We start from the raw sequence: 10045 nt of genomic DNA on the forward strand, positions 1-10045 counted from the left end.
ACAGGACGTTCGCACCGCCGGGCGGAGTAGGAGGCTCCTCTTCCCGCGCAGGGGGCTCTGTGCGTGACCCCTGTACGGGAGAGGAGTGGCTGGGACCGTGGCGGGCGGCGACGAGAACTCCGGCATCGTCTCCCTCAGGTCAAGAGACGGGCCTCGGAACCCATTACCACCGCACTGGCTCGCACGCCCGCCACGGTCCTCGTCCTGCCCTCACCGCGTACCACCCCTCATCCGGGTCCGCGGTTCGGGCTCAGCACCCGGGGCCCGACCTCCCGTCAGGCCCCCGGTACAACTGGTCGGCTCAGGCGTCGCGCAGGGCGCGGACGGCCTCCTCGACGCGCTTGCCGTAGTCGGCGTCGGCGGCGTGGAAGTGAGCCAGGTTCTTCTCGATGACGTCCTCCAGGGTGACCTGGGACAGACCGCCGGCGATGTTCGCCACCAGGCGCTGCTTCTCGGCCTCCGACATCAGGCGGTAGAGCTCACCGGCCTGGAAGAAGTCGTCGTCCTTGGTGTGGGCCGGGGCCTCGTGGGTGCCCGTGTAGCCGGACACGGCCCTCGGGGCGCCGAGCGCCAGACCGGTCTCGGCCGGACCCTGGTAGGAGTTGGGCTCGTAGTTCTTGTCGTGGCGCGAGCCGTTGCGCAGCGCCATGACACCGTCGCGGCCGTAGTTGTCGGCCTTCGCCGCCTTGGGGGCGTTCACCGGCAGCTGGGTGTGGTTCACGCCGAGGCGGTAGCGCTGGGCGTCGGCGTACGCGAAGAGGCGGCCCTGGAGCATCTTGTCCGGCGAGGCGGTGATGCCCGGGACGAAGTTGTTAGGGGAGAAGGCCGACTGCTCGACCTCGGCGAAGACGTTGTCCGGGTTGCGGTCGAGGACCAGGCGGCCCACGCGCTGCAGCGGGTAGTCCGCGTGCGGCCACACCTTGGTGAGGTCGAACGGGTTGAAGCGGTAGTCCGCGGCCTCGGCGGCGGGCATGATCTGGACGTAGAGGGTCCAGCTCGGGTTCACACCGCGCTCGATGGCCTGGAGCAGGTCGGTCTGGTGCGAGTTGGCGTCGCTGCCGACGACCTCGGCGGCCTGCTCGGAGGACAGGCAGCGGATGCCCTGGTTCGTCTTGAAGTGGTACTTGACGAAGAAGGCCTCGCCCTGGGCGTTGGTCCACTGGTAGGTGTGGGAGCCGTAGCCGTTCATGTGGCGGTAGGACGCCGGGATGCCGCGGTCACCCATCAGCCAGGTGATCTGGTGCGTCGCCTCGGGGGCGTGCGCCCAGAAGTCCCAGACGTTGTCCGGCTCCTGCTTGCCCGTGAAGGGGTCGCGCTTCTGGGAGTGGATGAAGTCGGGGAACTTGATCGGGTCCTTGATGAAGAACACCGGGGTGTTGTTGCCGACGAGGTCGTAGTTGCCCTCTTCGGTGTAGAACTTGAGCGCGAAGCCGCGCGGGTCGCGGACCGCGTCCGCGCCGCCCAGCGAGTCGGCCACGGTGGAGAAGCGCAGGAAGGTCTCGGTCTTCTTGCCGACCTTGTTCAGGAACGCGGCGCTGGTGTACGCGGTGACGTCGTCGGTCACCTCGAAGTAGCCGTACGCGGCGGAGCCGCGGGCGTGCACCACGCGCTCCGGGATGCGCTCCCGGTTGAAGCGGGCAAGCTTCTCGAGCAGCTGCTGGTCCTGGACCAGGAGCGGGCCACCGACGCCGGCGGTGGCGGAGTTCTGATTGTCGGCGACCGGGGCGCCGGACTCGGTCGTCAGCGTGCGCTTCGACATGGTGACCTTCCGTACGGGTAACTGCTGACGGAAAGCGTCTTCCGTCATGCGGAACAGCCTAATTTCGGCGAGAACTAAACGTCAACAGTTTGTTGAACGAAGTTGGGAGAGGTGATCCGGACGACGCCGGCACTTGGGCGCGACAGGACAGGTGTCAGCACCGGCGCCATCCGGAGACTCAGGTCCCCCGCCGACGGGGGAGGTGCTCGGCCCGGTTAGAGCTGGGCGCCGGAGAGACGCTCGACGGCGCGGAGCAGGGCGGAGTGGTCCAGGCCGCCGTCGCCCTGGGCGCGCAGCGAGGCGACCAGCTGGGCGACGACCGCGCCGACCGGAAGGGCGGCACCGACGTTGCGGGCGGCGTCGGTGACGATGCCCATGTCCTTGTGGTGCAGGTCGATCCGGAAGCCGGGCTTGAAGTCGCGGTTCAGGAAGTTGTCCTTCTTGCGGGTCAGGACCGTGGAGCCGGCCAGACCGCCGTTGAGGACGTCCAGGGCGGCCTGGAGGTTCACGCCGGACTTCTCGAGGAAGACCACGGCCTCGGCGCACGCCTGGATGTTGACCGCGACGATCAGCTGGTTGGCCGCCTTCACCGTCTGGCCGGAGCCGTGCGGGCCGCACAGGACGATGACCTTGCCGAGGGCCTCGAGGATCGGCAGCGCCGCGTCGAAGTCGGCCTGCTCGCCACCCACCATGATCGACAGGACGGCCTCGATGGCGCCGGCCTCGCCGCCGGAGACCGGGGCGTCGAGGACGCGCAGGCCCTTCTCGGCGGCGTTCTTCGCGAGGTCGACCGAGGTTTGCGGGGTGATCGACGACATGTCGATGATCAGCGCACCGGACTTGGCGTTCTCGAGAATGCCGTCCTCGCCGTAGGCGATGGCCTCGACCTGGGGGGAGGCGGGCACCATCGTGATGACGACGTCGGCGTCCTTGACGGCCTCGGCGATCGAGCCGGCCGCGGTGCCGCCGGCGGCGGCCAGGCGGTCCAGCTTGTCCTGCTCCAGGGTGAAGCCGGTGACCGGGTAGCCGGCCTTCAGGAGGTTCTCGGCCATGGGGGAGCCCATGATTCCGAGACCGATCCAGGCAATCTTGGGGAGGGTGCTCATGATGAGGGTCCTTCTCTTAATGCTTTGTACGAAAAGTGCGTGAGGTGCCTGGCTGATCGCCTGGACTTGGTCCGCCTACTGGACGGCGCGGGCCCCGGCCGGCAGCCACTCGAAGGACGCGGCGGCGTCGGCGGCCTTGTACTCCAGGCCCACGTAGCCCTGATATCCGGCCTTCTTCAGCTGGTCGAGCAGGTCCTCGAGGGGAAGCTCGCCGGTGCCGGGGGCACCGCGTCCGGGCTTGTCCGCGATCTGGACGTGACCGGTCTTGGCGGCGTACTTTTCGATGACCTCGGAGAGGTCCTCATCGTTCATCGCCAGGTGGTAGAGGTCGAGCAGGAACTTGGCGTTCCCGAGACCGGTGGCCTCGTTCACCTTGTCCACGATCTCGATGCCGGCCGGGGCGCTCACCAGCGGGTAGAGCGGCGACTCGGGCTTGTTGAGGGTCTCGATCAGGAGGATCGCGCCGACGCGGTCCGCGGCCCGGGCCGCGGTGACCAGGTTCTTCAGGGCGAGCTCGTCCTGGACGGCAGGGTCCACGCCTTCGACGCGGTTGCCGTACAGGGCGTTGAGCGCCTTGCAGCCGACCGAGGCGGCGAAGTCGGCCGCCACGTCGATGTTGGCGTTGAACCGGTCCGACTCCGCGCCGGGTACCGAGACCGCACCGCGGTCCGGGCCCGGCAGCTGCCCGGCGTAGAAGTTCAGCCCCACCAGCTGGGTGCCGGCGTCCTCAAGAGCCTTCTTGAGGGCGTCGAGCTCCTCCTGCGCGGGAGTGGGGGTCTCGATCCAGGGCCACCACAGCTCGACCGCGGTGAAGCCCGCCGCGGCGGCGGCCGCGGGACGCTCCAGGAGCGGGAGTTCCGTGAAGAGGATCGAAAGGTTTACATCGAAGCGCTGGTCCGTGTATCCCATGAGGGGTGTGCGCTCCTTCCGTATTGCGGAAGTTAGTTTCTGCTTGATGGAAGACTGCATGGAGGTTCGCGCGGCTGTCAAGTACGGGCTCCCGAAAAGTCCCGACTGCCAGGTAGCTTGGCGGGCGTGCGATTGAGAGTGGAGTTCACGACCGAGCCCTTCGACCTCGAAGAGGCCCCTGCCCATGCCGTGGCCGCTCGCGAGGTGATCCAGAAGGCCCAGCTGGACGCGGTGGACGTCGGCCCGTTCGGCAACACCGCGGAAGGTGAGGCCGGCCGGGTGCTCGCGGCGGTGAGCGCGCTGCTGCGCGGTTCCCTGGAGGCCGGGGCCACGCGCGTCTCGCTCCAGGTCAACGTCCTCGGAGAGGACACGCCGTGACCGAGCCCCGCGACCACCCGTTCGTGACCGCCGTCAAGCCCCTGGTGGACGCGATGGGCGGCGAGCTGATGGACCCCGCCCTCGCCCAGCCCGACGACGTCGTGCTCAGCTGGGAGGGGGAGGACCTGCTGGCCGTGCGCCTGCCCCAGCTGTCCGACTCGCTGGACCACATCCTGGCCGCGCTGGAGCGGCGGCACGGCGTCCCGTTGGCCCGGCTCGAGCGGAAGGCCAAGCAGGACGTCGTGCGGATACTGGAGGCGCGGGGGGCTTTCTCCGTGCGCCACGGCGTGGAAACGGTCGCGGCGGCCCTGGGGGTAAGCCGCTTCACGGTGTACAACTACCTGAACAGGGAAAATCCCAACAAAACCGCCCAAGAGTGACGCCCCGCGTGAACGCTGCCTGACGTACGGTGACCAGCCGCCGCCCCATTCATCCGGGCGGCGGCTTTTGTGTACGGGAAGTTTCAACAAAGTGTTGACGCGGTGTTGTCGAGGGCGTTAGCTATGCGCAGCCCGTCAAAGCAACAACAGGCCACGGAGGCCTACCGTGACTTCGAGTCCGACCCCGGGTCTCACCCGGTTCAACGCCTTGGACGACAGCGCGGCCGCGGCCGAGCTGCACGAGGTGTGCGCCAGCTCGGCGTGGGTGGGCAGACTGCTCGCCCAGCGCCCCTTCGCCACCGCCGCGTCCCTGTTCGCCGCCAACGAGTCCGCCATGGCGGAACTCACCGCGGCCGACCTGGGCGAGGCGATGGGAGGCCACGCGCCGATCGGCCGGCCGAAGCCGGGAGACCCGACCTCCGCCCGCGAGCAGCGCGGCATGGCCGGTGCCTCGGAGGAGCTCAAGAACGAGCTCCTGGAACTGAACCTGGCCTACCAGGAGAAGTTCGGCCACGTCTTCCTCATCTGCGCCACCGGTGCGACCGGTGAGTTCATGCGGGACGCGGTCAAGGTCCGGATCGACAACTCGCCGGAGCAGGAGCGGGAGATCGCCCGCGGTGAGCTCGTCAAGATCAACAACATCCGGCTGACCCGCCTGGCCGAGCACGCAGCATAAGGAGAGTGACCATGAGCACCGCGACCACCGCGTCGGTGTCCACGCACATCCTGGACACCAGCATCGGCAAGCCCGCCGAGTCCGTCGCCATCTCGCTGTCGGCCCGCACCGGGCTGGACGGCGCGTGGGCGGCCCTGGGCGGCTCCGCCACCGACGCCGACGGGCGTTGCAAGGACCTGCCGGCGCTGCCGGAGGGCACCACCCACGTGCGTCTCGACTTCGAGACCGAGACGTACTTCTCCAAGAAGCAAGCCGAGGCGCAGCAGGACGCCCCCCGCGTAAGGGACAGCGCTACGTTCTTCCCCGAGGTCACCATCACGTTCGCGGTGAACCCGGGCGAGCACTACCACGTACCGCTGCTGCTCAACCCGTTCGGCTACTCCGTTTACCGAGGGAGCTAGCATGGCCACGATTCTGGGCCAGAACCAGTACGGCAAGGCAGAGAACCGCGTCGTCAAGATCACGCGGGACGGCGACACCCACCACATCAAGGACCTCAACGTCTCGGTCGCCCTCTCCGGCGACATGGACGACGTCCACTACTCCGGCTCGAACGCCAACGTCCTGCCGACGGACACCACCAAGAACACGGTGTACGCGTTCGCCAAGGAGTACGGCATCGAGTCCGCCGAGCAGTTCGGCATCCACCTGGCCCGCTGGTTCGTGAACAGCCAGGAGCCGATCCAGCGCGCGCGCATCCGGATCGAGGAGTACGCCTGGGACCGGATCGCCACCTCGGACGCCAACTCCAAGTTCATCGGCTCCGACGAGGTGAACCACTCCTTCGTCCGCCAGGGCATGGAGACCCGCGTCACCCAGATCACGTACGACGGCACCAACTGGGAGGTCATCTCCGGCCTCAAGGACCTGGTCGTCATGAACTCCACGAACTCCGAGTTCTGGGGTTACGTGAAGGACAAGTACACGACGCTGAAGGAGGCCTACGACCGGATCCTGGCCACCCAGGTGTCGGCTCGCTGGCGCTTCAACTGGTCGGACGACGAGCAGCGGATGCCGAACTGGGAGCGGTCCTACGCCGAGACCAGGAAGCACATGCTCCAGGCCTTCGCGGAGACCTACTCCCTGTCGCTGCAGCAGACCCTCTACCAGATGGGTTCGCGCATCATCAACCACCGTTCGGAGATCGACGAGGTCCGCTTCTCGCTCCCGAACAAGCACCACTTCCTCGTCGACCTCGAGCCCTTCGGCCTCAAGAACGACAACGAGGTCTACTTCGCCGCGGACCGCCCGTACGGGCTGATCGAGGCCACTGTTCTGCGGGACGGCGTCGACGCCCGTATCCCCGTGGACATGACCAACCTCTGACGCGGCACGCGTGTCCCGGGGCTCCGCAGTGGCCCCGGGACGGGCGACACACCTTCAGCTTCCCGAATCGGCACCCGGACGCACCACTCGGGGCAGCAGTACTGTCAGCTGTCCAGGCCCCGGCTCCGGCACTCAAATCTCCTGGGCCCTGCCGTGCCCGCACCGCCACTGAAAGCACGAGGAAGTCCCATGGCAGCATCGGCAGCCCTTGACAGCGCGGTCGAGCGCATTGTCATCGAGAACTGTGCGATCGCGACCGTCGACGCGAACGACACCGAGTACGCCTCGGGCCACGTGGTCGTCGCCGGCAACAAGATCGAGTCGATCGGTGCGGGCAAAGCCCCCGAGAACCTCGAGAACGTGGTCCGCCGCATCGACGGCACGGGTCACCTCGTCACCCCCGGCCTGGTCAACACCCACCACCACTTCTACCAGTGGATCACGCGTGGTCTGGCCACCGACCACAACCTCTTCAACTGGCTCGTCGCGCTGTACCCGACGTGGGCGCGCATCGACGAGCAGATGACGTACACGGCGGCGCAGGGCTCCCTCGCGGCGTTGGCCAAGGGCGGCGTCACCACCGCCATGGACCACCACTACGTGTTCCCCAAGGGCTCCGGCGACCTGTCCGGCTCGATCATCCGGGCCGCGTCCGAGATGGGCGTACGGTTCACCCTCGCCCGCGGCTCGATGGACCGCAGCGTCAAGGACGGCGGCCTGCCGCCGGACCACGCCGTCGAGACCCTCGAGGGTGCGCTCGCCGACACCGAGGCGACCGTCAAGAAGCACCACGACGCGTCCTTCGACTCGATGACGCAGGTCGCCGTCGCCCCCTGCTCCCCCTTCTCGGTCTCCACCGAGCTGCTGAAGCAGGGCGCCGAACTGGCGCGCCGCCTGGGTGTGCGCATGCACACGCACGGCTCCGAGACCGTCGAGGAAGAGCAGTTCTGCAAGGAACTGTTCGGCATGGGCCCGACCGACTACTTCGAGTCGACCGGCTGGCTCGGCGAGGACGTGTGGATGGCGCACAGCGTCCACATGAACGACTCCGACATCGCCGCGTTCGCCCGCACCAAGACCGGTGTCGCGCACTGCCCGTCCTCCAACGCCCGGCTGGCCGCCGGCATCGCCCGCGTCCCGGACATGCTCGCCGCAGGCGTCCCGGTCGGCCTCGGCGTGGACGGCACCGCCTCCAACGAGTCCGGTGAACTGCACACCGAGCTGCGCAACGCGCTCCTGATCAACCGGCTGAACCCGGTCCACCGCGAGCGCGCCCTGAACGCGCGCCAGGCCCTGCGCCTGGGTACGTACGGTGGCGCCCAGGTCCTCGGCCGCGCCGACAACATCGGCTCCCTCGAGGTCGGCAAGTGCGCCGACCTGGTCCTGTGGAACCTGAGCACGCTCCTGCACTCCTCGATCGCCGACCCGGTCACCGCGCTGGTCTTCGGCGCGGCCGCCCCGGTGACCGCCTCGTTCGTCAACGGCAAGCAGATCGTGGAGAACAACCGACTGCTCTTCGCCGACGAGGACGCCATCGCGGTGTCCACGCGGGAAGAGGCCCAGCGCCTGGCGCGGATCTCCGCGCAGGGCTGACCCCTCCTCCGGCCACCGCCGGGAGGTACGGAAAAGAAGTCCGGCCGGGGGGGACGGCCCCCGGCCGGCGGCCGCGGACCCGAGCGGGGTCCGCGGCCGCCGTTCCCGGGAAGCGCCTGAGGACCACCGACGGCGCCCCCGGGAGCGGTGAACCGCGCCACTGGGTTCTCACCACGCACCACGCACCACGCACGCGGACGGTTTCGGGCGAATCGGTTCCGCACTCCTTGTAGGGACAAGCACGCGCACCACCCACAACTCCAAACAGGCTCGACTCGCACCGCTTTCGCACCACCTCCAAGACACCCACGTCCCTGCCGACGTGTTACCCGACCGGAGGAAGCCGTGGCCCAGTCGCCCAGGTTTCGCAAAGACGCAGTCGCAGTACCGCAGGTCTCCTCCGGGGAGAAACACCCCGTCGACGAGACCCTGCCGCCCCTGAAGATGTTCACCAGCGGTCTCCAGCACGTGGCCGCCATGTACGCGGGTGTCGTGGCCCCGCCCATGATCGTCGGCCCGGCTGTCGGCCTGTCGGCCACCGAGACCGCCTTTCTGATGGGTGCCTCGCTGTTCACAGCGGGCCTCGCGACCCTTCTCCAGACCCTCGGGTTCTGGAAGATCGGCGCCAAACTCCCCTTCGTCAACGGCGTCTCCTTCGCCGGTGTGACCCCGATGATCGCGATCGGCAAGGGGGAGGGGGACGACGCGATACCGATCATCTTCGGCGCGATCATCGTCGCCGGAGTCCTCGGCTTCTTCGCCGCCCCCTACTTCGGCAAGCTCGTCCGCTTCTTCCCGCCGGTCGTGACGGGCACGGTCATCACCCTGATCGGCGTCTCCCTCCTGCCCGTCGCCTTCAACTGGTCGCAGGGCGGGAACAGCACCGCCGCCGACTACGGCTCGATGAAGAACATCGGCATGGCCGCCGCCACCCTGATCATCGTGCTGCTGATGCGCAAGTTCCTGCGCGGCTTCCTCCAGCAGATCGCCATCCTGCTCGGTCTCGTCGCCGGCACACTGATCGCCCTGCCGCTCGGCATGACCAGTTTCGACGCCGTCAAGGACGCCTCGGTGGTCGGCTTCCCGACCCCCTTCCACTTCGGCGCCCCGCACTTCCAGGTCGCCGCGATCATCTCGATGTGCATCGTCATGCTCGTCTGCATGACCGAGTCGACCGCCGACATCCTCGCCCTGGGCAAGATCGTCGGCCGTCCGGCGGACGAGAAGACCATCGAGGGCGGCCTGCGGGCCGACACCCTGGGCAGCGCGATCAGCCCGCTGTTCAACGGCTTCATGTGCAGCGCCTTCGCCCAGAACATCGGGCTGGTGGCCATGACCAAGGTGCGCAGCCGGTTCGTGGTCGCCGCCGGCGGCGGCATCCTGATCCTGCTCGGCCTGTGCCCCATGGCCGCCTCCGTCATCGGCGTGGTCCCGCTGCCCGTCCTCGGCGGCGCCGGGATCGTGCTCTTCGGCTCGGTCGCGGCCAGCGGCATCCAGACCCTGGCCGGCGCGGCCATGGAGAAGGGCGAGAACGCCCTGATCGTCGCGGCCTCCGTCGGCATCGGCCTCATCCCCATCGCCGCCCCGGGCTTCTACCACGCCTTCCCGAAGGACCTCCTGGTCGTCCTGGACTCCGGCATCAGCACCGGCTGCGTGGTGGCCATCCTGCTCAACCTCGGCTTCAACCACCTCGGCGCCCGGCGCGGGGCGGCCGTCCCGGAACCGGTCCCGGCCCACTGAAACCGCGTACGGCGGTGGGGGGGGGGGGGGGGGGGGGGGGGGGGGGGGGGGGGGGGGGGGTGGGGGGGGGGGGGGGGGGGGGGGGGGGGGGAGGGGGGGGGGGGAGGGGGGAGGGGGGGGGGGGGGGGGGAAAGCGGGAGCCGCCGGGCCGCTGGCAGGGGTAGGGCTCGTACGCGCC

10 protein-coding genes are annotated in these 10045 nt (G+C 68.8%); 7 read left to right on the forward strand and 3 right to left on the reverse strand.

Annotated elements, in window-relative coordinates; genetic code table 11:
• Positions 1 to 301 precede the first annotated feature (301 nt).
• From AC07FY_RS30245 to AC07FY_RS30255, 3 genes are all read right to left on the reverse strand, one after another.
• Positions 302 to 1759, reverse strand: coding sequence for a catalase (locus AC07FY_RS30245; protein WP_479012727.1), 1458 nt, complete (start codon positions 1757 to 1759; stop codon positions 302 to 304).
• Between the two features lie 215 nt (positions 1760 to 1974).
• Entirely contained in the window at positions 1975 to 2865 is an 891-nt protein-coding gene (locus AC07FY_RS30250; protein WP_479012690.1) for a 2-hydroxy-3-oxopropionate reductase, read from the reverse strand.
• A gap of 75 nt (positions 2866 to 2940) precedes the next feature.
• A complete protein-coding gene (locus AC07FY_RS30255; protein WP_479012693.1) occupies positions 2941 to 3774 on the reverse strand; it encodes a TIM barrel protein in 834 nt (277 codons plus the stop codon).
• Positions 3775 to 3900: 126 nt separating this feature from the next.
• Here AC07FY_RS30255 and AC07FY_RS30260 point away from each other — a divergent pair, with 126 nt between their 5' ends.
• The 7 genes from AC07FY_RS30260 to AC07FY_RS30290 all read left to right on the forward strand — a co-directional run bounded on the left by AC07FY_RS30260 (position 3901) and on the right by AC07FY_RS30290 (position 9867).
• Positions 3901 to 4152, forward strand: a complete 252-nt coding sequence (locus AC07FY_RS30260; RefSeq protein ID WP_479012695.1) for a hypothetical protein — start codon at positions 3901 to 3903, stop codon at positions 4150 to 4152.
• Positions 4149 to 4532, forward strand: a complete 384-nt coding sequence (locus AC07FY_RS30265) for a helix-turn-helix domain-containing protein (protein WP_479012698.1) — start codon at positions 4149 to 4151, stop codon at positions 4530 to 4532. The genes AC07FY_RS30260 and AC07FY_RS30265 overlap by 4 nt, the downstream gene beginning before the upstream one ends.
• A 166-nt stretch (positions 4533 to 4698) precedes the next feature.
• Positions 4699 to 5208, forward strand: a complete 510-nt coding sequence (gene uraD, locus AC07FY_RS30270; RefSeq protein ID WP_479012700.1) for a 2-oxo-4-hydroxy-4-carboxy-5-ureidoimidazoline decarboxylase — start codon at positions 4699 to 4701, stop codon at positions 5206 to 5208.
• An 11-nt stretch (positions 5209 to 5219) separates the two neighbouring features.
• A complete protein-coding gene (gene uraH / locus AC07FY_RS30275) occupies positions 5220 to 5609 on the forward strand; it encodes a hydroxyisourate hydrolase (RefSeq protein WP_479012703.1) in 390 nt (129 codons plus the stop codon).
• Between the two features lies 1 nt (position 5610).
• Entirely contained in the window at positions 5611 to 6534 is a 924-nt protein-coding gene (gene pucL, locus AC07FY_RS30280) for a factor-independent urate hydroxylase (RefSeq protein WP_479012706.1), read from the forward strand.
• A gap of 189 nt (positions 6535 to 6723) precedes the next feature.
• Positions 6724 to 8127, forward strand: coding sequence for an 8-oxoguanine deaminase (locus tag AC07FY_RS30285; protein WP_479012709.1), 1404 nt, complete (start codon positions 6724 to 6726; stop codon positions 8125 to 8127).
• A 345-nt stretch (positions 8128 to 8472) separates the two neighbouring features.
• Positions 8473 to 9867, forward strand: a complete 1395-nt coding sequence (locus AC07FY_RS30290; protein WP_479012712.1) for a nucleobase:cation symporter-2 family protein — start codon at positions 8473 to 8475, stop codon at positions 9865 to 9867.
• The last annotated feature ends 178 nt before the right edge of the window (positions 9868 to 10045 follow it).

Source organism: Streptomyces sp. NPDC045967 (assembly GCF_056430495.1).

Bases quoted from the DNA above. Each gene is read 5' to 3' on its own strand.
- AC07FY_RS30245 (WP_479012727.1), bottom strand. From the start codon at position 1,759: ATGTCGAAGCGCACGCTGACGACCGAGTCCGGCGCCCCGGTCGCCGAC.
- AC07FY_RS30250 (WP_479012690.1), bottom strand. From the start codon at position 2,865: ATGAGCACCCTCCCCAAGATTGCCTGGATCGGTCTCGGAATCATGGGC.
- AC07FY_RS30255 (WP_479012693.1), bottom strand. From the start codon at position 3,774: ATGGGATACACGGACCAGCGCTTCGATGTAAACCTTTCGATCCTCTTC.
- uraH (WP_479012703.1), top strand. From the start codon at position 5,220: ATGAGCACCGCGACCACCGCGTCGGTGTCCACGCACATCCTGGACACC.
- pucL (WP_479012706.1), top strand. From the start codon at position 5,611: ATGGCCACGATTCTGGGCCAGAACCAGTACGGCAAGGCAGAGAACCGC.
- AC07FY_RS30285 (WP_479012709.1), top strand. From the start codon at position 6,724: ATGGCAGCATCGGCAGCCCTTGACAGCGCGGTCGAGCGCATTGTCATC.